The following is a 24670-nucleotide window of genomic DNA, read 5'->3' on the forward strand; positions in this document are numbered from 1 at the left end:
TCGCAACAAGCTGGGGGCCGCTGGCAGCCCCCATTATTAACGCCGCCTTCTTGCGGCGCCCTGGCCGTTCACCCCGCTGAGCGTTGCTTATGCTCTTCCCAGCGTTCATGCAATTGACTCAGCGCATGATGCGCCTTTTGCCAACGGTCGGAATCGCGCAGTTCCTGACGGGTGAACTGACCGCGATGATATAACCGCTGCAATTTCTCTACTTTGACCGGGGACAGGTTATCTAACACGCTGACCGCCCCTGCCCGATTATTACAAACCAGGATCATATCGCAACCGGCATCCAGCGCCGCCTGGCCACGCTCGGCATAGCTGCCCATGATCGCCGCCCCTTCCATCGACAGATCGTCAGAGAAGATCACGCCCTCAAAGCCTAGCTCCTGACGCAAGATTTGCTGCAGCCAGTAAGGTGAACCGCTGGCCGGGCGCGGATCTGCTTCAGTATAGATAACATGGGCTGGCATGATGGCATCCAGCAATCCGCGTTGGATCAGCTCACGGAAGATAGTCATATCATGTTCGCGGATTTGGGCCAATGGCCGTGGATCGCGCGGGGTTTCTTTATGCGAGTCCGCCGTGACTGCGCCATGCCCTGGGAAATGCTTGCCGGTGGTTTTCATCCCGGCGCTGTGCATCCCCTGGATAAAGCGTTCGGCCATCACTAACGCCTGCTGCGGGTCGCTATGGAAAGAACGTTCGCCAATCGCCGCACTGGCGTGGCCGATGTCCAATACCGGGGCAAAGCTGATATCGATATCCTGGGCAATCATTTCCGAGGCCATCAACCAGCCGGCTTCCTGAGCCAGACGCCCGCCTTCCTGGGCATCGTTGAGCGCCGCAAAGGACTGCGCCGCCGGTAAGCGGGTAAAACCTTCGCGAAAACGCTGCACGCGCCCGCCTTCCTGATCCACTGCCACCACCAACCGCGAATGCGAGGCAGCGCGGATTTGGCGAACCAGCTCACGCAACTGCTGCGGATCGGCAAAGTTGCGGGTAAACAGGATCAGGCCCCCTACCAGCGGGTGTTTTAAAATCTCGCGTTCTTCTGCGTCCAGCTCATAGCCGACGACATCTAGCATTACTGGGCCCACGGCCACCTCACATCAGTATTCATGATTAGTTTGACGATGATAAACAAAAACGCTGGTATAACGCTGCGCCCCAACGCAAAAATTCCGCATCCCGACACTGCTGCCAGCGCACTTCACACCACATCAGCATCAGGTAATCCACCCACGGCAACCAACGCTGGACCTGTGAGGCCAACTGCGGCAAATCGGCATAGCTGTGGGGTTGGTATTGCTCCAAAAAGCGTTGTTGCACAGCCGGGGAAAATTGATTGAAGCGAAACATCGCCGCCAGCTCCAGGGCGATATCGCCATCGGCGGCATACTCCCAGTCGATCAACCTGAGCTGCCCGGCCTGTCGCAGCAGATTGCCGGCATGAATATCCATATGCAGCGTTGCCAACTGCAACGGGCGCGGCATGGTACCGTTGATGAAATAGCGCTGCCAACGCAGCCAGGCTGGCGTGAGACGCCTGCGATCGATTTGCTGCCAATAGCGGGTAAATTGCTGTTGCAAATCCAGCCGGTAACCACTCAACCCACGGTTATGCAACCGGGCGGTCAGCTCTGCCAACTCCCCGTTGGCCGTTAAGGAAGCAAACGCCGTTTCATCAACGCTCTCACCGGCAAGCCATTCGACGATCAGCCACTCAGGGCTCTGTAACCACACCTTTGGACCTATACCCAATCCAGCGCGCTTCAGCACTTGCCCCTCACGCCGACGGTTAACGCCGAGCATGCGTTTTTCCGGCGTCTGCGGACGGGCCAGCAGTTGCACATCGCCACTGTCGATCCGCCAGCTCTCGCCGCTCAACCCTTGTACCAGGCTAAAATGACAACCGGCGGTATTTACCGCCGGCAGTCTGTTACTCAAGAGTCGCCGCAGCTGGGATTCAGTATTTGACGTCGCCATTGCCTGACCAGACGATCTCACCGGTTTGTACCAACATCAGCTGCATTTCCATCGCTGGTGACTTCACATCGCCACTGACGGCGCTATACAACACGTATTGCGCGTTGACGATACGCGCCAAGCCAATCGCCTTGCTGCGCGACCCGAGGCTATCTTCCGCCGACAGGCCCAGCGTCTGTTTGGCGCTCGCCAACTGCGCTTCCGGCACGACGGCAAAGGTCTTGTTGGATGCCAAAGCCTGGTGCAGCGCCGAAGTGGCGTTGCCGATGCTCAATGAGCCATTGGTATTGTTCTTCACGCTGTCCAACAGCAATACGCTGCCAGGCGTGACGCCATCAGCCTTCAGCGTCTGATTGACCAACGGCTGCACGCTGCCCAGCCAGTCAAGCTGCTGGATCTTCGGCGGCTGTGGCACCGGCTCGGTGGTTGGTGGCAACGGTTCAGGCTGAGGCTCTGGTTGCGGCTGTGGCTCGACCGTCACCGGTGCCGTAGGCTCTGGCGGGCGTGATGGACAACCAGTTAACACCAACGCGGCCAGCGTTACCCATAGGAACTTTTTCATTACCTTCTCCAACGTAACCCAAAACTTATAAGTATAAATACAGACGCACACGCTTGGCATCAAGGTTGCCATTCAACGAATAAATCTCGGCGTCTGAATTGGCGGCAACGGTGACCGTGCGCGGCTGTTCAAAAGGCAGGATATCCAGCCCCTGTTTGTCATACCAGTAGAAACGATAGTGGAGGGTCACTGCCGTGGTCTGAGTATTGCTGAGCACCGAACTGGCCCGCAGGCGGCCAGATGCGTCAGCAATAGACGGGTTATCCGCCAGAATACCCGCCGTCAGTACCGGTGAATCCATCACCACCGTTTGCCGTTCATTGACCGAGATACCCTTTGGGCTGCTACAGCCCATCAGCATCGCGGCAGGGAGCACCAGCGCCATCAAGTAACGCGTCGTGTGGATATAGCGCATGGTCTTCCTCGGTTAACGTGACAACAACGGGCCCAGAGCGCGCCCACCAACTAAATGCATATGAATATGATAGACCTCTTGCCCGCCGTGACGATTGCAATTGATGAGCAGGCGGTAGCCGTCTTCGGCAATCCCTTCCTGCTCGGCAATTTTGGCCGCCACGGTGATCATACGGCCTAATGCGGCTTCGTGTTCCACGGTCACGTCGTTCACCGTTGGGATCAGCACGTTCGGCACGATCAGGATATGGGTCGGTGCCTGTGGGGAAATATCACGAAATGCGGTGACCAGTTCATCCTGGTAGACCACATCGGCAGGGATTTCACGGCGAATAATTTTACTGAAAATCGTTTCTTCGGCCATCTGGAACTCCTTGTTCAGCGAAAATATTGGTTTACGCAGTATCGTGACAAATTCTACTGCTATCAACCCGATTGCGCACTTTCCGTATCGAGTGATGGAGAATCACTCAACCTTACGAGTTTACCGGCGGTTATTGGCTACCGATCAGCTGCGGCGCATGACCACGCATCCAAGCGGCCAACGAGTCTAACGTGGGGCGCAACGTTTTACCCAGAGGCGTTATCTGGTACTCCACCCGTGGTGGCACCTCTGGAAACACCTGCCGTGTGACAAGACCGCATTGTTCAAACTGGCGGAGCTGACGCGTCAGTTCTTTTTGCGCGATGGGGGCCACCGCGCGCTGTAACTCGCTAAAGCGTATCGGACCGTCGATCACCATCAGGCGATACAGGATCGGGATCGCCCATTTTCCCGAAACCAAATTGACGAAGCTCACCATCGGGCACGGCTCCCCCACAGGCGGTAACGGAAAAATTTTTTCAACCTGCCCTTTCACTGTTGACGCCATTGCATCCCACCTTGTCCTTTAGTATCTAAATGGTACCTACTATGCAAAAGGTACTAACAAACCAATAATGGCGTAACTGACCAACGAGAGGAAGGGTTATGTCACGATTAGCAGGTAAATACGCGTTGATTACCGGGGGAACCAGCGGCATTGGGCTGGAGACGGCCCGGCAGTTTATTGCCGAAGGAGCGACCGTGGCGATCACCGGGCGCAGCGCAAGCGGGTTAACAGCGGCTGGCGAAATGCTAGGGGATGCCGTGCTGTTGCACAATGACGCCGGGGATATCGGCCAACAGCCGATTTTGGCCGCGCAGTTGGCTAAAAGCTGGCCCCGGTTGGATATCTTGTATATCAACGCCGGTGATGTCACCCACCTGCCGTTGCAGGAATGGGATGAGCAGCGTTATGACCAACTGATGAACACCAATCTCAAAGGCCCACTGTTTTTGATCCAGGCCCTTTTACCGTTACTGGGCAATCCTGCCTCGGTGATCCTGTGCGGTTCCGTCAGCGCGCATATTGGCTTGGCGCAAAGTAGCGTCTATGCCGCCAGTAAAGCCGGAATTTTGTCTTTGGCGCGTTCGCTTTCTGCCGAACTGCACCCGCGCGGTATTCGCGTCAACGGCCTCAGCCCTGGCCCAACGGCAACCCCAGCGCTGGGCAAGCTGGGTTTGCCGGCACAGGCTGAGCAAGCATTACGCGAAGAGATCCGCGCGCTGGTGCCGATTGGCCGCATGGGGACCGCGCTGGAATTGGCCAAAGCCGCCGTATTTCTCGCGTCTGACGAGTCCAGCTACATGGTGGGAAGTGAACTGCTGATCGACGGTGGCGTGGGGAATTTAGCGCGGAGTTGAAAGGCTGCTGTAGGGGCGCTGCATGCTGCGCCCGTTGAGATCATGCCACTGTTTGCTCCTCGAGTTTAGCGCTTCAGCAAAACTTCCAGCCTGGCTTTCACCTCACACCATTCATCATCGATAATGCTGAACCTGACCGAGTTACGTTTACGCCCGTCGGGCATGATGCGTTCATGGCGTACAATCCCCTCCTGCTTTGCACCAATCCGCAGAATTGCCGCGCGTGACCTGTCGTTCAGTTCGTCGGTGGTGAACTGTACACGTACCGCCTGTAATACTTCAAAGGCATAGCCGAGCAGTAGGTATTTCGCTTCGGTATTCACGCCGGTGCGCTGCACCGATTGGCTCAACCAGGTGTGGCCGATTTCCATTTTGCGATTAGTCCGGTCGATTTTCCAGAAACGGGTGCTGCCGATAATGCGGCCGCTAGCCTGCTGAACAATGACAAATGGCAGCATGGAACCGGCATCACGGCCTGCCACGGCGGTGGAGATATAGCTGTCGATCGTGCTGGTACTCGGCACTGCGGTAACCTTCAGGTTCCACAGTTCGCCATCAGCAGCCGCGCTCAGCATTGCCTCACGGTGCTCTGGCTGCAATGGCCGAAGTTCGATTTGATTGCCGATCAACGTTGGTGGTTTGAGCACGGATGGGTTGGGCATTGTTCCCTCTTTTGCTGCGATCTATGGACTGCCATCAGCATCGCAATAAACAGGGAAAAAAACCAACAAATTAAGCAGGATGTACACTGAGCCGGTTCAGCTTACTTGTTATATGTACCAAAGCGCTGATTTATTACCAGGCAGGATTAGGGGTAAAATTCGCGTGGGTGCTCTGGATCTTTTTGTCCTAAGCATTAGCAAGAGATAGAAAGAGAAAAGCCCCGAATTGATGTAAATCAACCCGAGGCCACTCTTATGCTCCAACAACATAAAGGTAGCCTCTTACCCGCCGAAAGGCAAGGACAAGGAGGCTATCATGCCGCAAAAATTAGTAGTAATGGCCCTGGTTATTCTCTGTATCACCGTACTGGTGTTTACCTGGATGACCAGGAAAAGACTCTGTGAGATCCGCATTCGTAGCGGAGAAACAGAGGTTGCGGCCATGATGGCTTACGAATCCGCAAGGTAAGGCAACCCAACGGCGGGGCTTGCCCCGCCTGTTGGTTGTTTGAGCAGAGATCCATGAGCACCCCTTCCATCAAAAAAGAAGACTTTCCCCGCCTTTAACTACCGCTATCCCCCTTCCCATAGCCACTTATTATCGACGACGTGCCACCTTTAAGGGAAAGTTATAGCGTAAGTCACTACCATACCAAGGGCATTAGTTCGTTTTTCAATATATATCTTGTTATTAAACTCATAGTTACCCACGGGATGACATACTCTAATACTTATGCCTAAATCTACATCATTAACTTCTGCCCCAGCGCAGCTGCTGCGACTCCCGTAGGCATAGGAATACGTCGTAGTATATGAAGATGTTTTACCGGGGAGATAGTAAGTGGCCGTTATTAATAACATGATAGCGACAAGCGCCGTTACGATGCTGATAGCGGCATACAGCTTGATATAATCAACAAATTTACTGCTGTTAAACACGCCACGTCTGATAATCAAAATTGAGATAAGCAAAGCCAGTGCCAGCGCCGTCACAAGCATATAACGCACACTTGTACGATTCAGAAAGGTTTGACGATAGATCTCACCATGCCATAGCATCATCCCAAAAACGAATCCCAAAAATAATATCGTCACGCTAAAAAGATAAGGATAAGAGTATTTTTTCATCGCCAATGTCCTTCTGGCTGGCTTCATGATGCTAATTTTTTGTACTACCGGATATAAACTTAATACCGAACTCATGTCAATAACGGTGACTAGCTCAGAAAAGTGCATAAAAAAAGGGAGACCTAAGTCTCCCCATTAACTCCCCTACCTGAATCAGTGGTTACGGATGTATTCATCCATATCGGTTTTCAGGTTGTCGGATTTGGTACCAAAGATCGCCTGAACGCCTGAGCCAGCCACAACCACACCGGCAGCACCCAGTTTCTTCAGACCAGCCTGGTCAACCTTGGATACGTCGGCCACGCTAACGCGCAGACGGGTAATACAGGCATCCAGGTTGGTGATGTTCTCTTTACCGCCGAATGCCTGAACCAGCGCAGCAGACATTTCAGAACCACCCTGAGTCACCTGCTCGGAAGCATTGTCTTCACGGCCAGGAGTTTTCAGATCCAGTTTGGCAATCAGCACGCGGAAGATGGTGTAGTACACCAGACCGTAGATAACACCAACGATTGGGAACAGCCAGATTTTGCTGCTGTTGCCGCTCAGTACGATGAAGTCGATCAGACCGTGTGAGAAGCTGGTACCGTCACGCATACCCAACAGAATACAGATTGGGAACGCCAGACCTGCCAGGATCGCATGGATTACGTACAGGATCGGCGCAACGAACATGAAGGAGAACTCGATCGGCTCAGTAATACCGGTCAGGAACGAGGTCAGTGCAGCGGAGATCATGATACCGCCGACTTTGGCACGGTTTTCCGGCTTGGCTGAGTGCCAGATGGCAATCGCGGCAGCAGGCAGACCATACATTTTGAACAGGAAGCCACCAGACAGCATACCCGCAGTTGGGTCACCCGCCATGTAACGCGGAATGTCGCCGTGGAACACTTGACCGGCCGCATTGGTATATTCACCAATCTGCATTTGGAACGGAACGTTCCAGATGTGGTGCAGACCAAACGGTACCAGCGCACGCTCAACAAAACCGTAGATACCGAATGCCACTACTGGGTTCTGATAAGCCGCCCATTCGGAGAAGGTCTGGATAGCCGTACCGATTGGCGGCCAGATGAAGGAGAGGATCACACCCAGAATGATAGCGGCCAGACCAGAGATGATTGGTACAAAACGCTTACCGGCAAAGAAGCCCAGGTATTCTGGCAGTTGAATACGGAAGAAGCGGTTAAACATGTAGGCAGCAATGGCACCGGAGATAATCCCCCCGAGTACACCGGTATCCGCCAGATGTTTGGCCGCAATCTCTTCGGCTGGCAAATGCAGCACCAGTGGCGCAACCACGGCCATGGTTTTCACCATGATGCCGTAAGCCACTACCGCGGCCAATGCAGAAACGCCGTCGTTGTTAGTGAAGCCCAGGGCAACACCGATAGCGAAGATCAACGGCATATTGGCGAATACGGAACCGCCGGCTTCCGCCATCACGTGTGAGACTACCAGCGGTAGCCAGCTAAAGTTGGCGGAACCGACGCCCAGCAGGATACCTGCGATAGGCAATACGGAAACCGGCAGCATCAGCGATTTACCTACTTTTTGCAGGTTGGCAAATGCGTTCTTGAACATAGTTGAGTGTGCTCCTGAGTAATAGTGCTTTGCTACTTCTCGCGAATTTTCGCGTTGCAGAGGGGGGAGAGAAAACCCCTGCATTTTCAGGGTGTCTGAGCACCCCTTTAATTTTTACGCAGAGTAAAATAAATACCCTGAACAATGTTTGATGGCAGTCACGTTTCGATGAATCTGACCGGCCATTTTTCAAAAATCGTCTACTTTTTGTGAAGAAAGATGAAAATTTGCCCGGCCGCTCCCCTGAAACGGGTGGGAACATTACCCGTTTCGAGGATTAATTACGAGCTTAAAAAGAATTAGATTATCGCCAGCGTTTCGCTAAGCCTAGACGAAGGATCAGAGTTCGATGTGAAACAAACGTGAAAAGTTGGCAGTGGTCGCCTGCGCCAGTTTTTCCAGGCTGACGCCCTTCAATACGGCCAGGTATTCTGCGACGTCACGCACATAGGCGGGTTGGTTTTCTTTGCCGCGATGAGGTACCGGCGCCAGGTATGGCGAGTCGGTTTCCACCAGCATGCGATCCAATGGCACATAGCGGGCTACCTCGCGCAGCGGCTCGGCGTTACGGAAAGTGACAATGCCGGAGAACGAGATATAGAAGCCCAGATCGAGCAAGGCTTTCGCCGTTGGCAAATCTTCGGTGAAGCAATGCAGCACGCCGCCGCAATCCTGTGCGTTCTCTTCACGCAGAATGGCCAACGTATCGTCACGCGCGTCACGCGTATGCACAATCACCGGCTTGTTGAGATCCCGGCCAATACGAATATGTTGGCGGAACGACTCTTGCTGTAACGGGATATTGTCTTTCTGATAAAAGTAATCCAGCCCGGTTTCCCCCAGGGCAACCACCTGCTCTGCCGCTGCCAGACTGCGCAGTTCGGCATAATCGTAGCCCCCCTCCAGATTCAACGGATGAACGCCACAGGAGAAGGCAACATCGTTACGTTGACCGATCAGCTGGGTCATCGCCTGGTAACCCGGCAGCGTGGTGGCAACCGCCAGTACAAAGCCCACATCCTGCGCTTTGGCTTTGACCAGAGCATCGTCCACGCTGTGGTGCAAGGTGGCGAAGTCCAGGCTGTCGAGGTGGCAGTGAGAATCTACTAATAACATGATAATTAACTCTTTTACAACGAATGAGGGGATGAGTAACCGGTAGTGCCGAGCATCTGCTCCCAACCGAGTAACTGTTCTGTCAGCAACAGCTCGCGATTAACGCCGACCACGCTGAGTAACTGATGGCGGCAGTTAAGCCACTGCTGCATGATTTGCTGGAGCGAAACGCTGCTCAAACGGCTGGCCAACTGCTGGACCAGCGGCAATTGATCCTGGTTCAGAGCATAGTTCGCGGCACCCTGCTGGTATTTCATAGCATCCATCAGTAGCGCGCATAACCAGTGTAGCCGGTCCGCCACGTCGTCATGGTTCAGTGCCGGCAACAGGGCCAACATATCGCACTGCGGCAAAGCGGCGCTCAAGGCGTTACACAGTGCGGCCCGCTGTTGCCAGCGATTCGGTTGCAGCAACTGTTCGGCAGCGAGTGGAGCACCGTCATGCAAGCGTAATGCGGTCAGACGATCGACCGGATTGCCCACACCCTGGCGGTTAAGCCATTGCAGACTAAGCTGTTCATCCGGGCTGGCCAGATGCCAGTAGAAACAGCGGCTACGCAGCGTCGCCAACAGGCGTGAGGGCTCACGGCAGCCTAGCAGGAAGTAGGTATTGGCCGGAGGCTCTTCCAGGGTTTTCAGCAAGGCGTTGGCGGCGGCCTCGGTCAACAGTTCTGCCTGCGATAGCCACACCACCTTGGCTCCCCCCTGCTGGGCATGGGAATAGAGGACCTCAATCACTTGGCGGATCGGTTCGATACCCAAGCTACTTTTGCCCTTTTCCGGAGCCAGTACGTGGTAGTCCGGATGGTTGCCTGCCAGCATCAACCGGCAGCTGTGGCACTCACCGCAGCTCTTTTCACCATTGCGCTTTTGGCAGATCAGCCAACGGCTCAGGGCATAGAGTAGCTCAGCATCGCCGTTGCCCACCGCCGCATGCAGCAGTAATGCGTGATGGCCACGCCCAGCCGCATACTGCCCCACCAAATGACGATAGGGAGCGTTAAGCCACGAGTACCAGTTCATTACGCTCCTTCCTGCTGTTGCAGCCACTGTACAACCACCTGGCGAATATCGGCAGTGACCTGTTCCAGCGTTTGTGCCGCATCTATGGTAACGATGCTCGCATCCTGAGCCGCCAGTTCAAGATAGCGAGCGCGGGTACGTTCAAAGAACGGCAGCGCTTCTTGCTCAATACGGTCCAACTCTCCGCGCGCGCGCGCTCTTTGCAGGCCCACCGACGGAGGTAAGTCGAGATAAAGGGTCAGGTCGGGGCGGAAGTCACCCAATACCGTATCACGCAGCGAACTCATCAAGTGTGGGTCGATCCCCCGGCCCCCGCCCTGATAGGCTTGTGCGGAAAGATCGTGACGATCGCCTACCACCCAGGCTCCCCGCGCCAACGCCGGTTGGATCACGGTTTCCACCAGTTGCACCCGCGCGGCATATATCATCAACAGTTCCGCCTTGATGGTCGGCAAATCGCCATCTGCGCCGCATTTAAACAGCTCGCGCAGCTTCTCCGCCAGTGGCGTACCGCCCGGTTCACGGGTAAACACAATGTCGTTAATACCCTGCTCGTTAAGCACGTTGACCACGGTATTGCGCGCGGTGGTTTTACCCGCGCCTTCCAACCCTTCAATCACTACAAAGTTACTTTTCATTCTTTTCCTTTTGTACCTGCCGATAGACACGCACCGCAGCATTATGGCTTGCCAGGTTGGTGGTGAACGTATGGCCACCCTTTCCGTCGGCAACAAAGTACAAATAATCGGTTTTAGCCGGATTGGCAGCAGCCTCCAGTGAAGCACGGCTCGGCATGGCGATCGGCGTTGGCGGCAGGCCACTGATCACATAGGTGTTATAGGGAGTTGCCGTCTCCAGATCCTTACGGGTGATGTTACCGGTATAACTGTCGCCCATGCCGTAGATCACGGTAGGATCGGTTTGCAAACGCATACCCAAACGCAGGCGATTGATAAACACCGAAGCGACCTTGGTGCGCTCCTCCGCTACGGCAGTCTCTTTCTCAACGATCGAAGCCATCGTCAGCAACTCTTCCGGCGTTTTGTATGGCAAGCTGGTGTCTCGCGCATGCCAAACGTCCTGCAATGCCTTGTACATCCGCAACTGCGAGCGCTTTAACAATGCCTGATCGGTGGTTCCCGCCGTATAGAGATAGGTATCTGGATACAAACGACCTTCCAGCACGCCACCTTCCGGTAGCCCCAGCGCCTTGGCGATTTCCGCCTCGCTTTTACCTGCCAGGGTATGTTTGACGTATTTGGACTCTTGCAGCACCTGCAGCCAATCTTTCAGACGCAAACCCTCGATAAAGCGCGCGCTGAACTGGGCTTCTTTGCCGCTCGCCAACAGTTTCAGCATCTGGCGCACCGTCATCCCCGGGGTTAAACGGTAGGTACCCGCCTTGAATTCGGCCAGTTCCGGCTGCAGGCGCAGTAACCACGGGAACCAGCGGCCATTGTGGATCAGCTTGTCGCGTACCAGCAGCCCTTCCAGCGCCACACGTCCAGTGCCTGCGGGCAGTTTGAAGTAGGTTTCCTGCCCAATCGCCAGCGGAGTATCGGCAAAGCGTTCAATCCGCTGATGCCCCCAATACAGCGAAGCCAACGCCAGGAGCAGCAGCAGTACAACAATCTTGAGCTTTTTTCTCTTCATCGATCAGCCATCATTAACAGTGTGGTCGCAAAAAATCATACAGTTGGCGCGAAGGGTAGCGCCATGATTGTGCCCTATTCACCGGCAGCAACGGCATCAGCGCGTTGCATATCAGCACTTCCTCCGCATCGGCCAGCGTCTCCAGCGGTTCACTGACGTAATGCAGTAGATACTCGCTGCCCGTCAGAAGTTCAATCACTCGGCGGCGCATCACACCGGCGACACCGGCCTGATCCAGATTTGGCGTAAAGACGTTTTTTCCTTTGCGCCAGAACAAATTAGCCGCACAGCATTCCACCAGCATACCCGCAGTGTCAAGCACCAGCGCCTCATCGGCATCGGCCTGGTCAAGATGTGCGCGGATCAACACCTGCTCCAGGCGGTTAAGGTGTTTCAGGCCTGCCAGCAGTGGATTACGCGCCAGCGCAACCGGGCTGACCGTCAGGCTGATCCCTTCTTCACGCCATGACTGGTAGTGCATGGGATAGGCGCTGCGCGAAACGATCCGTGTAGGAGCAGTACAGCCGTGTGGGCTGTAACCTCGTCCGCCGCTGCCTCTGGTCAGTATCGCTTTGACCACGCCCAGGGAGAGAGAGCTTGCCGCATGGCGCATCTCAAGTTCCAATGCCGCCCAGTCCACCGCTGGCAATAGCAATCTCTGCGCCGCCTGCTGCATCCGCTCAAGATGCCAGGGAAAAAGATCGATGTTGCCATCCACTACTCTGGCAGTGGTAAAGCAGCCGTCGCCAAACTGCAAACCGCGATCGCTGGGTGCCAGGGCGTCATGTTGTTGTCCATTGATCCAGTACATGCGTTTCCTCACTGTGTTATCACTACAGCATAACAGGCACATACTACGATAGAACGGCCTGGCGCCATAAAAAAAGCCCGGTCAAAATGCACCGGGCCTTTATCAACTTAAGTTGGCAATAATTATACGCGACGGAAAATCAGCGAACCGTTGGTGCCACCGAAGCCGAAGGAGTTACACAGCGTGAACTCCATATCTTTGGTCTGGCGCGCTTCGTGTGGTACGAAGTCCAGATCGCAACCTTCATCCGGATTATCCAGATTGATGGTAGGTGGAACCGCCTGATCGCGCAGAGCCAACACGGTAAAGATCGACTCAATCGCCCCAGCGGCACCCAGCAGGTGGCCGGTCATCGATTTGGTGGAGCTGACCATTACCCGGTTGGCATCGCTGCCAAATACGGATTTCACCGCTTGGGTTTCGGCTTTATCACCGGCCGGCGTCGAGGTGCCATGCGCGTTGATATAACCAATCTGTGACGTTGTCACACCCGCATCACGCAGTGCGTTTTCCATCGCCAAGGCGGCACCAGCACCGTTTTCCGGTGGCGATGTCATGTGGTAGGCATCGCTGCTCATACCAAACCCGACAATTTCGGCGTAAATTTTCGCACCGCGTTGTTTTGCGTGTTCGTACTCTTCCAGCACCATCATCCCCGCACCATCGCCCAGCACAAAACCATCACGGTCTTTATCCCAGGGGCGGCTTGCGGCCTGTGGGTTGTCATTGCGGGTTGAGAGCGCACGAGCCGCCCCAAAGCCGCCGACACCCAGAGGGGTACTGGCTTTTTCTGCGCCACCGGCCAGCATCACATCGGCATCATTGTAAGCAATGATACGTGCGGCATGGCCAATGTTATGGACACCTGAGGTACAGGCGGTAGCGATGGAAATACTTGGGCCACGCATGCCGTACATAATGGTCAGGTGACCGGCAATCATGTTCACAATGGTCGAGGGCACAAAAAACGGACTGATTTTCCGTGGGCCACCGTTAACCAGTGAGCTATGGTTTTCTTCAATCAACCCCAGGCCGCCGATACCAGAGCCGATAGCGGCACCAATACGATTGGCGTTCGCCTCGTTGATATCCAGCCCCGCATCCTGCATGGCTTGCATGCCGGCGACGATGCCGTATTGAATGAAGGCATCCATCTTGCGCGCATCTTTGCGAGAGATGAAATCTTCACAGTTAAAATTCTTTACCAAGCCAGCAAAACGGGTTGCATAGGCAGTAGTATCGAAATGGTCGATCAGGCTGATGCCACTCTGACCGGCAAGAAGAGCATTCCATGTGGACTCTACCGTATTGCCGACAGGAGACAACATGCCCAGTCCGGTCACAACTACTCGACGCTTAGACACGTTTGTCCTCCAAGGAGGGAAAATATGACGCTAGGGATAGAAAAAACTTAGGCGGTCGAGTGACCGCCTAGATATGTTCGCTTACTGCTGGCTAGCGTTGATGAAATCAATAGCTGCTTGCACAGTAGTGATTTTCTCTGCTTCTTCGTCTGGAATTTCGGTGTCGAATTCTTCTTCCAGAGCCATTACCAGCTCAACGGTGTCAAGAGAATCAGCGCCCAGGTCTTCAACGAAAGAAGCGTTGTTCAATACTTCTTCCTGCTTAACACCCAGTTGCTCAACAATGATTTTCTTAACGCGTTCTTCGATAGTGCTCATACTCTTAAATTTCCTATCAAAACTCGCTTTCGCGATGGTTTTCGTAGTGTATAAAATGTTGAAAAAGATGCAACTAAATCCCGGCTGGTCAAACCACGATTTTACGCTATTTTGCGGTTTTTACCTCAAATAACGCAAATAGTTTTCGCATTTTTTAAATCATATACATGCCGCCATTGACATGTAACGTTTCACCGGTGATGTAGCTGGCCTCGTCAGAGGCTAAAAATGCAACAGCGCTGGCGATTTCTTTAGCTTCCCCAAGCCGGCTAGCCGGAACCTGAGTCAAAATGCCTGCGCGTTGATCTTCTGTCAACGCCCGTGTCATGTCCGTCTCAATAAAGCCAGGAGCCACGACGTTGACCGTAATGCCACGTGAAGCGATCTCACGTGCCAAAGACTTACTAAAACCAATCAGACCGGCTTTAGCCGCCGCGTAGTTAGCCTGCCCTGCATTCCCCATGGTACCAACAACGGAACCGATAGAGATGATACGGCCAAACCGCTTTTTCATCATAGCTCGCATTACCGCTTTTGACAGACGGAATACGGAAGTCAGATTGGTGTCCAGGATATCCTGCCACTCCTCATCCTTCATTCGCATCAGCAGGTTATCACGCGTAATCCCGGCATTATTCACTAAAATGTCGATTTCGCCAAATTCCGCACGAATCGAGGTCAAAACGTTGTCGATAGATTGAGCATCAACCACGTTCAGCATATAGCCTTTGCCGTTCTCACCCAGATAGCTGCTGATGGCTTCAGCACCGCTCTCACTGGTAGCGGTGCCGATAACCTTGGCGCCACGTGCAACAAACAACTCTGCAATAGCCCGGCCAATACCGCGGCTTGCGCCGGTGACCAGGACAATTTTCCCTTCGAAGCTCATGGTTATCCTCTTTTACTGTTCCAACGCCGCAGACAGGCTGGCAGTATCGTTAACAGCTGCCGCCGTCAAAGTGTCGACAATGCGTTTGGTCAGGCCGGTCAGCACTTTGCCTGGGCCCACTTCCAACAGCAGAGTCACACCCTCTGCCGCCATAAATTCTACGCTTTCCGTCCAGCGCACCGGGCTGTACAGTTGGCGAACCAACGCACTGCGGATAGCTTCTGGCGCGGTTTCTGCGCGTACATCAACGTTATTGACTACCGGGACTAACGGCGCGTTGAAGGTGATGTCTTGCAACGCTACAGCCAGCTTATCGGCAGCCGGTTTCATCAGTGCGCAGTGCGAAGGCACGCTCACCGGCAACGGCAGTGCACGTTTGGCACCGGCCGCCTTGCAAGCTGCGCCTGCACGCTCAACCGCTTCTTTGTTGCCGGCGATAACGACCTGCCCCGGAGAGTTGAAGTTCACCGGTGAAACTACCTGACCTTGAGCAGACTCCTCACAGGCTTTGGCAATCGAGGCATTATCCAGACCGATGATGGCGTACATGGCACCGGTACCTTCTGGTACCGCTTCCTGCATCAGCTTGCCGCGCAACTCTACCAAACGGATAGCCGCAGCAAAATCCAGCACACCGGCACACACCAGCGCCGAGTATTCACCCAGGCTGTGGCCGGCCATCATCACAGGCATGTTACCGCCCTGCTGCTGCCAGACACGGAAGATGGCAACGGAGGCCGCCAACAACGCTGGCTGTGTCTGCCAGGTTTTATTCAGCTCTTCTGCCGGGCCAGTCTGCACCAACTGCCACAGATCGTAACCCAAAGCCGCTGAAGCGTCGCTAAAAGTTTGTTCCACAATGGGAAACTGTGCGGCCAAATCGGCCAACATGCCAACGGTTTGTGAACCCTGGCCTGGAAAAACAAAAGCAGTTTGCGTCATTTTTTTATTCCTGTTGAATCAAAAACGAACCAGCGCCGAGCCCCAGGTAAAGCCACCGCCGAATGCTTCCAGCAACACCAACTGACCACGCTGGATGCGCCCGTCGCGTACGGCTTCGTCGAGCGCCGCAGGTACCGAGGCGGCAGAAGTGTTTCCGTGACGATCGAGCGTCACCACCACTTTCTCCATCCCCATACCCAGTTTTTTTGCCGTTGCGCTGATGATACGCAGGTTGGCCTGGTGCGGAACCAGCCAATCCAGTTCGCTGCGGTCAAGATCGTTGGCCTTCAGCGTTTCATCAACGATATGTGCCAGTTCGGTGACTGCCACTTTAAACACTTCGTTGCCCGCCATGGTGACGTAGGCAGGCTGATCCGGGTTCTGACGATCTTTATTTGGCAGCGCCAGCAGATTGCCATAGCGGCCATCCGCATGCAGATGGGTAGAGATAATGCCCTGGTCCTCAGAAGCCCCCAGCACTACCGCGCCCGCACCGTCGCCAAACAGGATGACCGTGCCGCGATCTTCAGGATCGAGCGTGCGCGACAGCGCATCTGAGCCGATCACCAGCGCATGTTTTACCGCGCCGTTCTTGACGTACTGATCGGCCACGCTCAAGGCGTAGGTAAAGCCAGCACAGGCCGCCGCGATGTCAAACGCCGCGCAGTCCTGAATGCCCAGCATCTGCTGCACCTGGCAGGCAGAACTTGGGAACGCATGGCTTGAGGTGGTGGTCGCCACCACGATCAGGCCGATATCTTCTTTAGCCACACCCGCCATTTCCAGCGCGTGAGACGCAGCGTGGAAGCTCATGGTTGCCACGGTTTCATCCGGAGCAGCGATACGACGTTCACGAATACCGGTGCGAGTCACGATCCACTCGTCAGACGTATCCACCATTTTTTCTAAGTCAGCGTTGGTGCGCACTTGTGCGGGTAAGTAACTCCCCGTACCGAGAATCTTTGTATACATGAACGATCAGTCACTCTTGGGTAATACAGCTTCAAGGCGCGCAGCAATCCTGTCCGGAACTTGCCGCTGCACCGCCTGTACAGCCTGTTCGATTGCCACCGCAAACGCGTTTTGGTTTGCAGCGCCGTGGCTCTTAATCACGGTTCCCCGCAATCCTAACAGACATGCACCATTATACTGGTCGGGGTTCAGATGACCAAAACGCCTTGCCACCCTTTTTTGTAACCAACGACCCAACAATTTTAACCACCACGCCTGTTTTCCCCCTTCGGAGGATGACTTGAGTAGCGACAAGAACAGTCTTATCACACCTTCCATGGTTTTCAGAGTGACGTTGCCGACAAAGCCGTCGCAGACCATCACATCAGTTTTGCCGGTGAGCAGGTCGTTGCCTTCCAGATAACCAATATAGTTGATTGCCTGAGTTTTTTTAAGTACGGCGGAGGCTTCGCGGATATTATCCAATCCTTTGGTTTCTTCTTCGCCGATATTGAGCAGCGCCACACGTGGCTGCGCGATACCCAATACCTCTTCCGCCATCACTGCTCCCATGACCGCGAACTGCACCAGCATCGTGCTATCGCACTCTACGTTGGCCCCCAGATCCAGCACCACGGTTTTACCGCGCTGCTGGTTAGGTATCACGGTCATCAACGCCGGGCGTTCAATGCCATCCAACGGTTTGATCAGCAGCTTGGCCAGCCCCATCAACGCCCCGGTATTCCCTGCACTGACACAAGCCTGCGCCTCACCGCTTTTAATCAACTCCAGCGCAATACGCATAGAGGTACCTCGGCTGGCCCGGATCGCTTGTGAAGGCTTGGCGTCACCGGCAATAACCGATTCGGCAGGTACGACTTGCAAGCGTTCCAGGACAGACGGATCGGCTTTGGCAAGTAACGGGGAGATGACGTCGGGATCGCCGACTAACAGGAGATGAAGCTGTAAATTAGAGGCCAGTGCCTGCAATGAAGCAGGCACTGTGACGCAGGGACCGAAATCCCCGCCCATTGCATCTAACGCCAGGGTTAGACGAGTCAAAGTATCGCTGACTTAGCCGATAACCTTGCGACCGCGGTAGAAACCGTCGGCAGTGATGTGGTGACGACGATGAGTTTCACCGGAAGTCGCATCTACAGACAAGGTGGTGGTGGTCAGGGCATCGTGTGAACGACGCATGCCACGTTTGGAACGGGTTGGTTTATTTTGTTGTACGGCCATGGACCTTACTCCTCGATTACTTACGCTTTAAACTGGCTAATACGGCAAATGGATTTGGTTTCTCCGCCTCAGGAGGCAGTTTGCCAAACACCATGTCCGCTTCGGACACTTCACAGTGTTCAGATTCATGTACCGGAACGACAGGCAGTGAAAGAATAATTTCATCTTCAATCATTGCCAACAGATCGACTTCGCCAAACTCGTCAACTTCGATCGGTTCGTACGCTTCCGGTAATGCCTCAGCCTGCTCATCATTGACGACCGGGCTAAAACAATATGTTGTGTGGACCTGATGTGCAAACGGGACACCACAGCGTTGGCACATCAGCGTTACCGCGACGTCCGCATGCCCTGTTATCACCGCGAGGCGCTGGTTATCAATATCAAACGACAACTGCACTTCGACATCACTGTCCACACTGACCACAGAGTCGGCAACACGTGTAACCAGCTCAGGCGCATAGGAACCAACATAGTCCAGGCGTTTCTGAGCGGTACGTACCGCATCAATGGTCAAGGGTAATTTTACCTTTTGCATAGGGCGCGCATATTAACTTTGTAACGTCATAGAGTCAAAGAAAAAGGCCCTAAAACGGCACCTTTCACCAATATTCGCTTCCAGAGCGGCCGACAGTTTAAGATGACCGACATATTTACGCTACGGTTTGTGGAAAAAATTATGCAAAGACTCTTACTCGCCTCAACGTCAATCTACCGCCAGCAGCTGTTGGAGAAGCTGCACCTGCCCTTTATTTGTGCAGCACCGCAAACCGATGAAACACCGCTGCCCGGGGAAAGTGCCGAGGCTTTGGTGCTGCGCTTGGCGGCGGCCAAGGCTCAGGCGCTGGCCACGGCCTACCCAGATTATCTGATTATCGGTTCCGATCAGGTCTGCGTGATCGCCGGAGAAATCACCGGTAAGCCCCATAGCGAAGAGAACGCCCGCCAGCAGCTACGTAAGGCCAGCGGCCAGCAGGTGACCTTCTATACCGGTTTGGCGCTTTATAATAGCCGTAGCCAACGACTACAGGTGATATGTGAACCTTTCCACGTTCATTTCCGTACGTTGAGCGAAGTGGAGATCGAAACCTACGTGCGCCTCGAGCAGCCGCTCTATTGTGCCGGTAGCTTCAAGAGTGAAGGTTTGGGGATTGCGCTGTTTGAAAAGCTGGAGGGCCGCGACCCGAATGCGCTGATTGGCCTGCCGCTGATCGCATTGTTGGAAATGTTGCGGGCTGAAGGGATCAACCCGCTGGTATAAGTGGGCGCGGCATGCCGCACCCCTACGATCGAATATGTTCGGCCCTAACAAATTCCACAACTGCTCACTATGCCGGGGTTTATTTTTTAGCTGCGGCGGTCCGTTGGCGCAATACCTGCAGGCAATGACGCAGTTCGTCATCCATCGGCGCTTCGATGCGCATCGTTTCGCCGGTAGCAGGATGTTCAAAGCGCAGCGCCGCCGCATGCAGGAACAGGCGTTTCAGGCCGGTACCCGCCAATTGGCGATCGAACTCCCGGTCACCATAACGATCGTCAAAGGCGATCGGATGCCCGGCATGCAAGGTATGCACGCGAATCTGGTGGGTACGCCCGGTGATCGGGCTGGCCTTCACCAGCGTGGCATGTTCAAAGCGCTCTTCGATCTTGAAGCGGGTCTCCGAAGGTTTGCCTTCGCTGTTGACGCGAACAATGCGCTCCCCGCTCTGCAAAATATTCTTCAGCAACGGTGCCTGCACCGCTTTACAGTGCGACTGCCACTCGCCGCGCACTAACGCCATATAATCCTTCTGCATCCCCTTGAGGCGCAGTTGCTCGTGCAGCGAACGCAGCGCCGAACGCTTCTTGGCCACCATCAAGACGCCGGAGGTATCGCGATCCAAACGGTGCACCAGCTCCAGAAAACGTGCTTCCGGACGTAATGCCCGCAATCCTTCGATCACGCCAAAACTCAGGCCGCTACCGCCGTGCACCGCCGTTCCAGAAGGTTTGTTCAGCAGCAGCAGGTGATCGTCCTCATAAAGGATGCAATCCGCCAGGGCAGCAACTTTATCCAGCTTGGCGGAAACCGGCGCATCTTCACGCTCGGCGACCCGAACCGGAGGAATGCGCACCACATCGCCCGCGGCCAGTTTATATTCAGCCTTGATGCGGCCTTTATTGACCCGCACCTCGCCTTTGCGCACTATGCGATAAATCATGCTCTTCGGCACGCCTTTCAGGCGGGCAAGCAAAAAATTGTCGATTCTCTGGCCGGCTTCGTCGTCAGAAATCGTCACTAATTGTACTGCGGGAATGTTCGTTTTCATGGGGCAGGATTCTAAATAGAGCGCGTCAATAGCGCCACCTCTTTTTATGTGCTTAACTGTCTCTCAGACTGTGAAAGAAACGCCAGCGAACAATAAGGCAGCAAGCAAGGTTGATCGTTTGCGGTTTCGATCATAGTTAAGGAAAAGTCACCTTGCTATAAAGGTACTTGCAATGGAATAATGCTGTAACTTTCCGTGCCGATCCCCTTGAAACGAGGAGAATTGCGGAATTATACAGTTTGTCTGGTTGCACAAAAACGCAGCAATGGCGTAAGACGTAATGTGAAATCAAACAATTAGCGGGCTGCGGGTTGCAGCTTGGCCGGCAAATGGAATCAGATCTGTCATCATAAATCAGAGGCTATTCCCTGAGTCAAAAGCGCTGTGTTTCACAAAGAAATACAGGCTTACCGAGATAATGCGCCCCTATGCAGGCGACAACCGTGAGGTTGACGGCTTTGCGAGAAGACACGGGGTTTTCGGTTTTAACCTGGCCATGAGGTTATTTTGCCCGCAGCTTTGTCGATAATGTAAAAAAAACGAGTAAGTTAAGATGAAAAGAATGTTGATTAACGCAACTCAGCAGGAAGAGTTGCGTGTTGCCCTTGTAGATGGACAGCGGCTGTACGATCTGGATATTGAAAGCCCTGGCCATGAGCAGAAAAAAGCGAATATTTACAAAGGCAAAATCACTCGAATTGAACCTAGTCTTGAGGCCGCGTTCGTTGATTACGGCGCTGAAAGACATGGTTTCCTCCCGCTAAAAGAAATCGCTCGCGAATACTTCCCAAGCAATTACTCTTCCCATGGTCGCCCAAACATCAAAGATGTGCTGCGTGAAGGCCAGGAAGTCATCGTTCAGGTTGATAAAGAAGAACGGGGTAATAAAGGCGCTGCCTTGACCACCTTCATCAGCCTGGCCGGTAGCTATCTGGTTCTGATGCCGAACAATCCGCGTGCCGGTGGTATTTCCCGCCGCATCGAAGGTGACGACCGTACCGAACTGAAAGAAGCGCTCTCCTCGCTGCAATTGCCAGACGGCATGGGACTGATTGTCCGCACCGCTGGCGTTGGCAAATCTGCCGACGCTCTGCAATGGGACCTGTCATTCCGCCTCAAGCACTGGGAAGCGATTAAAAAAGCCGCCGAAGGCCGCCCTGCTCCGTTCCTGATCCACCAGGAAAGCAACGTTATCGTGCGAGCATTCCGCGACTACCTGCGCCCGGACATCGGCGAAATCCTGATCGACAACCCGAAGGTACTCGATCTGGCCAAAGAGCACATCGCTGCCCTGGGCCGCCCGGATTTCAGCAGCAAGATCAAATTGTACAGTGGCGAAATCCCGCTGTTCAGCCATTACCAGATCGAATCGCAGATCGAGTCCGCGTTCCAACGTGAAGTGCGTCTGCCTTCCGGTGGTTCCATCGTGATCGACACCACCGAAGCCTTGACCGCTATCGATATCAACTCCGCGCGTGCAACCCGCGGTGGCGACATCGAAGAAACCGCATTCAATACCAACCTGGAAGCCGCAGATGAAATTGCTCGCCAATTGCGCCTGCGCGACCTGGGTGGCCTGATCGTTATCGACTTTATCGATATGACCCCGGTTCGTCACCAGCGTGAAGTGGAAAACCGTCTGCGCGATGCCGTCCGCCAGGACCGTGCCCGCATTCAGATTGGCCGTATTTCTCGTTTCGGCCTGTTGGAAATGTCCCGTCAGCGCCTCAGCCCGTCACTGGGTGAATCTAGCCACCACGTGTGCCCACGCTGTACCGGTACCGGCACCATCCGTGATAACGAATCGCTGGCGCTGTCTATTCTGCGCCTGATCGAAGAAGAAGCGCTGAAAGAGAACACCAAAGAAGTTCACGCCATCGTACCGGTTCAGGTTGCTTCCTACCTGCTGAACGAAAAACGTGATTCTGTCAGCGCGATCGAGAAGCGCCAGGGTGGCGTGAAAGCGATCATCGTGCCAAACGATCAGATGCAGACTCCGCATTACTCCGTGCTGCGCGTACGCAAAGGTGAAGAAACACCAACCCTGAGCTACCTGCTGCCGAAGCTGCATGAAGAAGAAATGGCCCAGCCGCAGGATGATGCGCCAGTCGAGCGCAAACGCGAGCAACCGGCTCTGGCATCCTTCTCTCTGTCACAGGATGCTCCACCGCAGGAAGAAGAACCTGTGGTTAGCAAACCAGCCGTTGCCGCCAAACCGGCAGTTTCATCAGCCCCTGCTGCTGAAGCCAAACCTGGCCTGTTAAGCCGTCTGTTCGGTGGCTTGAAGTCACTGTTCGCTGGTGAAGAAACGCCAGTGGTTGAAGCTAAACCGGCCGTAGCTGAGAAAACGGAAGACAGCGACAACCGTCGTCAGGATCGTCGTGGCCAACGCCGCCAGGGTTCTGGCCGTAAAGGTGAACGTGGCGAGCGTAAAGAACGTGGCGAAGGGCGTGACAACCGTGAACGTGGCGATCGTGAGCCACGCGAAAATCGCGAGCCGCGTGAACCACGTGAAAACCGTGACGACCAGCGCCGCAACAACCGCCGTAACGCACAGCAACAGACTGCACCAGCGGCTGCTAACACCGAAGTGCAGACTGAAGAAGCGGCCAAGGTACAGCGCGAAGATCAGCAACAGCGCCGTGAACAACGTGCCGAGCGTCAACGCCGTCGTCAGGAAGAAAAACGCCAGGCTCCGCAAGACGTCAAAGTGCCAGAAACTGCGGAAGTCGTTGTTGCCAGCCATAGCAATGACGAAGATGAAGACCGTCATCAGCAGCCAACGCAGCGTCGTCAACGCCGTCCACTCGCGCAGAAAGTTCGCGTCCTGTCGGCGGAAGAAGAACTGCATCGCGCCGCTGAAGAACTGTTAGCGCCTAAGGCGCCGGTCGCCAAGGTTGAAGAAAACCAGGCTCCGGTATTGGCTGAGAGCGTTAAGCTGTTGCCACAGACCATTGCGGCACAGTCTGAAGATGACGCGCAAGCTGACAACCGTGGTAACGGTGAAAACGGCATGCCACGTCGCTCTCGTCGTTCTCCACGCCATCTGCGCGTCAGTGGTCAGCGTCGTCGTCGCTATCGTGACGAGCGTTATCCGAACCAGTCACCAATGCCGTTGGCCGGGGCGTTTGCCTCACCAGAGATGGCTTCAGGCAAGGTTTGGGTCAGCTATCCTGTGGCACAAGCAGCTGTCTACGTTGAACACGAAGAAGCTCAAGCGCCAGTGGCAGTAGAAACCGTAGCCGTTGCTGCTGCACCGGTGGCTGCTGAAGCCGCTCCTGTTCAGCCTGTAGTTGAAACCGCTCCGGCAGTGACTGAATCGGTGGCAACACCGGTAGTTGAAACCCAGGTAGAAGCTGCACCTGTTGAAACCGTAGCCGTCGCTGCCGAGCCAGCCACTGTTGTGGTAGATGAAACCGTTGTCAGTGAAACAGCTGAGGATGAGACGGTTGCAGATGCAGCGGTACAAGCTGAGCCAGTTATCGCTGAACCCGTGGTGCAAGAGCCTGTAGTTGAAGAAGCCGCAGTGGAAGAAGCCGTTGTGGCAGCCCCTGCAGAGGCTACTGTAACCGCAGAGCCGGAAGTCGTGTCAGCACAGCCAGAGGCTGCTCCAGCCCCTGTGCAGACGGCCCCAGTGGTTGCACAACCGCAACCGGCGCTCTACAAGCATATCGCTACCGCCCCGATGACCAAAGCGCCTGCGCCGGATTATCAGCCGGAAGCCGCGAAGACCAGCGAGTGGCAGCGCCCTTCCTTCAACTTTGACGGAAAAGGTTCTGCTGGCGGCCATGCAGCGGCTAATCAGGCCACTGCTCCAGCCACCAAACCGCAGCCGGTTAACGACTAAGTTAATTCCTGCCATACAAAACCCGCCTAGATGGCGGGTTTTTTCTTACTACTGAACACTCAGGCCCTCCTTTTCAGTTTGTTAATGTCCAATGCCTCAAGTTGCTCCGATCGCGTAAGCCAATTGATTTCAACTTGT

At 54.6% G+C, this 24670-nt stretch carries 27 protein-coding genes; 4 read left to right on the plus strand and 23 right to left on the minus strand.

Annotation, left to right across the window (positions count from 1 at the left end; translation table 11 throughout):
* Nucleotides 1-68 precede the first annotated feature (68 nt).
* From nagZ to ACMV5I_RS02685, 6 genes are all read right to left on the minus strand, one after another.
* Nucleotides 69-1088, minus strand: a complete 1020-nt coding sequence (gene nagZ, locus ACMV5I_RS02660; RefSeq protein WP_029712059.1) for a beta-N-acetylhexosaminidase — start codon at nt 1086-1088, stop codon at nt 69-71.
* A gap of 37 nt (nt 1089-1125) precedes the next feature.
* The gene (locus ACMV5I_RS02665; protein WP_414823606.1) at nt 1126-1989 is read right to left on the minus strand and encodes a phosphotransferase; all 864 of its coding nucleotides are present in this window, start codon (nt 1987-1989) and stop codon (nt 1126-1128) included.
* Nucleotides 1970-2551, minus strand: a complete 582-nt coding sequence (gene lpoB / locus ACMV5I_RS02670) for a penicillin-binding protein activator LpoB (protein WP_414823607.1) — start codon at nt 2549-2551, stop codon at nt 1970-1972. Before lpoB ends, ACMV5I_RS02665 begins: the two co-directional genes overlap by 20 nt.
* A gap of 25 nt (nt 2552-2576) precedes the next feature.
* Nucleotides 2577-2966, minus strand: coding sequence for a YcfL family protein (locus tag ACMV5I_RS02675; RefSeq protein ID WP_414823608.1), 390 nt, complete (start codon nt 2964-2966; stop codon nt 2577-2579).
* Between the two features lie 12 nt (nt 2967-2978).
* Nucleotides 2979-3329, minus strand: coding sequence for a purine nucleoside phosphoramidase (gene hinT, locus ACMV5I_RS02680; protein ID WP_021178295.1), 351 nt, complete (start codon nt 3327-3329; stop codon nt 2979-2981).
* 130 nt (nt 3330-3459) lie between these two features.
* Nucleotides 3460-3768, minus strand: coding sequence for a winged helix-turn-helix transcriptional regulator (locus tag ACMV5I_RS02685; protein ID WP_414823712.1), 309 nt, complete (start codon nt 3766-3768; stop codon nt 3460-3462).
* Nucleotides 3769-3935: 167 nt separating this feature from the next.
* Between ACMV5I_RS02685 and ACMV5I_RS02690 the strand changes: the two genes are divergently transcribed.
* Nucleotides 3936-4691, plus strand: coding sequence for an SDR family oxidoreductase (locus ACMV5I_RS02690; protein ID WP_414823609.1), 756 nt, complete (start codon nt 3936-3938; stop codon nt 4689-4691).
* 65 nt (nt 4692-4756) lie between these two features.
* On the opposite strand, the gene ACMV5I_RS02695 is transcribed toward ACMV5I_RS02690, so the two are convergent.
* Nucleotides 4757-5353, minus strand: coding sequence for a GNAT family N-acetyltransferase (locus tag ACMV5I_RS02695; RefSeq protein ID WP_414823610.1), 597 nt, complete (start codon nt 5351-5353; stop codon nt 4757-4759).
* A 316-nt stretch (nt 5354-5669) separates the two neighbouring features.
* On the opposite strand from ACMV5I_RS02695, the gene ACMV5I_RS02700 reads away from it, so the two are divergent.
* Nucleotides 5670-5822, plus strand: a complete 153-nt coding sequence (locus tag ACMV5I_RS02700) for a type I toxin-antitoxin system Hok family toxin (RefSeq protein WP_021178298.1) — start codon at nt 5670-5672, stop codon at nt 5820-5822.
* 149 nt (nt 5823-5971) lie between these two features.
* Here the strand turns inward: ACMV5I_RS02700 and ACMV5I_RS02705 are convergent, their stop codons facing one another.
* From ACMV5I_RS02705 to yceD, 15 genes are all read right to left on the minus strand, one after another.
* Nucleotides 5972-6481 (minus strand): hypothetical protein, encoded by a 510-nt coding sequence (locus ACMV5I_RS02705; protein ID WP_414823611.1) that lies wholly within the window; start codon nt 6479-6481, stop codon nt 5972-5974.
* A gap of 153 nt (nt 6482-6634) precedes the next feature.
* Nucleotides 6635-8068 (minus strand): PTS glucose transporter subunit IIBC, encoded by a 1434-nt coding sequence (gene ptsG, locus ACMV5I_RS02710; protein WP_202671173.1) that lies wholly within the window; start codon nt 8066-8068, stop codon nt 6635-6637.
* A 339-nt stretch (nt 8069-8407) separates the two neighbouring features.
* On the minus strand, nt 8408-9184 hold the full coding sequence (locus ACMV5I_RS02715; protein WP_414823612.1) for a metal-dependent hydrolase: 777 nt from the start codon (nt 9182-9184) through the stop codon (nt 8408-8410).
* Nucleotides 9185-9198: 14 nt separating this feature from the next.
* Nucleotides 9199-10206, minus strand: a complete 1008-nt coding sequence (gene holB / locus ACMV5I_RS02720) for a DNA polymerase III subunit delta' (RefSeq protein WP_414823613.1) — start codon at nt 10204-10206, stop codon at nt 9199-9201.
* Nucleotides 10206-10844: a dTMP kinase gene (gene tmk, locus ACMV5I_RS02725; protein WP_021804713.1), complete on the minus strand. Its 639-nt coding sequence runs from the start codon at nt 10842-10844 to the stop codon at nt 10206-10208. Before tmk ends, holB begins: the two co-directional genes overlap by 1 nt.
* Nucleotides 10834-11859, minus strand: coding sequence for an endolytic transglycosylase MltG (mltG, locus tag ACMV5I_RS02730; RefSeq protein WP_414823614.1), 1026 nt, complete (start codon nt 11857-11859; stop codon nt 10834-10836). The genes tmk and mltG overlap by 11 nt, the downstream gene beginning before the upstream one ends.
* Before the next feature lie 13 nt (nt 11860-11872).
* A complete protein-coding gene (gene pabC / locus ACMV5I_RS02735; protein WP_414823615.1) occupies nt 11873-12670 on the minus strand; it encodes an aminodeoxychorismate lyase in 798 nt (265 codons plus the stop codon).
* Nucleotides 12671-12792: 122 nt separating this feature from the next.
* A complete protein-coding gene (fabF, locus tag ACMV5I_RS02740; RefSeq protein ID WP_024485943.1) occupies nt 12793-14034 on the minus strand; it encodes a beta-ketoacyl-ACP synthase II in 1242 nt (413 codons plus the stop codon).
* 81 nt (nt 14035-14115) lie between these two features.
* Nucleotides 14116-14352 carry an acyl carrier protein gene (gene acpP, locus ACMV5I_RS02745; RefSeq protein ID WP_004719003.1) on the minus strand — a complete coding sequence of 79 codons (237 nt, stop codon included), beginning with the start codon at nt 14350-14352 and terminating at the stop codon, nt 14116-14118.
* Nucleotides 14353-14506: 154 nt separating this feature from the next.
* Nucleotides 14507-15241 carry a 3-oxoacyl-ACP reductase FabG gene (gene fabG / locus ACMV5I_RS02750; RefSeq protein WP_021178306.1) on the minus strand — a complete coding sequence of 245 codons (735 nt, stop codon included), beginning with the start codon at nt 15239-15241 and terminating at the stop codon, nt 14507-14509.
* Between the two features lie 12 nt (nt 15242-15253).
* The gene (fabD, locus tag ACMV5I_RS02755; RefSeq protein WP_021804717.1) at nt 15254-16183 is read right to left on the minus strand and encodes an ACP S-malonyltransferase; all 930 of its coding nucleotides are present in this window, start codon (nt 16181-16183) and stop codon (nt 15254-15256) included.
* Between the two features lie 18 nt (nt 16184-16201).
* Nucleotides 16202-17155: a beta-ketoacyl-ACP synthase III gene (locus tag ACMV5I_RS02760; RefSeq protein ID WP_414823616.1), complete on the minus strand. Its 954-nt coding sequence runs from the start codon at nt 17153-17155 to the stop codon at nt 16202-16204.
* Between the two features lie 6 nt (nt 17156-17161).
* Nucleotides 17162-18196 (minus strand): phosphate acyltransferase PlsX, encoded by a 1035-nt coding sequence (plsX, locus tag ACMV5I_RS02765; RefSeq protein WP_024528541.1) that lies wholly within the window; start codon nt 18194-18196, stop codon nt 17162-17164.
* A gap of 12 nt (nt 18197-18208) precedes the next feature.
* Nucleotides 18209-18376 (minus strand): 50S ribosomal protein L32, encoded by a 168-nt coding sequence (gene rpmF, locus ACMV5I_RS02770; RefSeq protein WP_004943042.1) that lies wholly within the window; start codon nt 18374-18376, stop codon nt 18209-18211.
* A 16-nt stretch (nt 18377-18392) separates the two neighbouring features.
* Nucleotides 18393-18914: a 23S rRNA accumulation protein YceD gene (gene yceD, locus ACMV5I_RS02775; protein ID WP_024485941.1), complete on the minus strand. Its 522-nt coding sequence runs from the start codon at nt 18912-18914 to the stop codon at nt 18393-18395.
* A 141-nt stretch (nt 18915-19055) separates the two neighbouring features.
* On the opposite strand from yceD, the gene ACMV5I_RS02780 reads away from it, so the two are divergent.
* Nucleotides 19056-19637 (plus strand): Maf family protein, encoded by a 582-nt coding sequence (locus ACMV5I_RS02780; protein ID WP_202728149.1) that lies wholly within the window; start codon nt 19056-19058, stop codon nt 19635-19637.
* A gap of 79 nt (nt 19638-19716) precedes the next feature.
* Here the strand turns inward: ACMV5I_RS02780 and rluC are convergent, their stop codons facing one another.
* Entirely contained in the window at nt 19717-20685 is a 969-nt protein-coding gene (gene rluC / locus ACMV5I_RS02785; RefSeq protein WP_024485939.1) for a 23S rRNA pseudouridine(955/2504/2580) synthase RluC, read from the minus strand.
* 553 nt (nt 20686-21238) lie between these two features.
* On the opposite strand from rluC, the gene rne reads away from it, so the two are divergent.
* Nucleotides 21239-24532, plus strand: coding sequence for a ribonuclease E (rne, locus tag ACMV5I_RS02790; RefSeq protein ID WP_414823617.1), 3294 nt, complete (start codon nt 21239-21241; stop codon nt 24530-24532).
* Nucleotides 24533-24670: the final 138 nt, after the last annotated feature.

This window comes from Serratia sp. T13T92, from assembly GCF_047530105.1.
Taxonomy (GTDB): Bacteria; Pseudomonadota; Gammaproteobacteria; order Enterobacterales; family Enterobacteriaceae; genus Chania; species Chania fonticola.